We start from the raw sequence: 650 nt of genomic DNA on the forward strand, positions 1-650 counted from the left end.
GCCACAAGGTCGAACGGCATCTGGTCCAGTGTAAACCGGCCCAGGCTGTAGCCGTGCAGGAAATCCAGAAGGTAGACCGGATCGGCGGGGTAAGGGGCGCGGTTCCACGCATCGCGCAGGACGGCCCGCTCATTGGCAGAAAAGCCTGCCAAGCGGCGGCGGGCTTCGCGCCAGCGTTCGGCCCTGCGCGTGCGGCTGCGGCGTTCCTGTTCAAGCCACTGGATCGCACGGGCTTGCATCACTTCATCCTCGGACGGCTGCGCTTCGGCCACAAGGTCGGCCAGCAAGGGCAGGGCTTCCCGTTCAAGGCGCTGCTTGCGGCGCAGCGCGGCCCGCTTGCGGCTGGTATCGGTGAACTGGTGACGTTCGCATCGCTTGAAACGCATGGGGGCAACCTCCTTCGCGCGAGAGGCAGGCAGGGCGCAAACACCCTGCCGCCGTGGTTCACGTCATGCCTTCGCGCGACGATCAAGGCGGAACCGGACAAGCCAGGATGGCCCAAGCCGGTTGCGCAGGCTGTGAAGAACGGGGCTGGCACTGGCGTTCATCCATTGCTGTCGCAGTTCGGCCTTCCAGCACCGGCCATGCTCGGCTGCAAAGGCCCGCAAGGCTTCCCGTTCCTCGACGGTCAAGCCGTCACCGGGATCGGC

2 protein-coding genes are annotated in these 650 nt (G+C 66.3%); both read right to left on the reverse strand.

The window, feature by feature from the left end:
* Positions 1-386: hypothetical protein (locus tag CK944_RS22470; RefSeq protein WP_103175213.1), on the reverse strand; the 386-nt coding region annotated here is incomplete at its 3' end.
* A 63-nt stretch (positions 387-449) separates the two neighbouring features.
* Positions 450-650: hypothetical protein (locus CK944_RS23885; RefSeq protein WP_371411696.1), on the reverse strand; the 201-nt coding region annotated here is incomplete at its 5' end.

The sequence above is a fragment of the Paracoccus sp. SY genome (genome assembly GCF_002901215.1).
Classification (GTDB): Bacteria; Pseudomonadota; Alphaproteobacteria; order Rhodobacterales; family Rhodobacteraceae; genus Paracoccus; species Paracoccus acridae.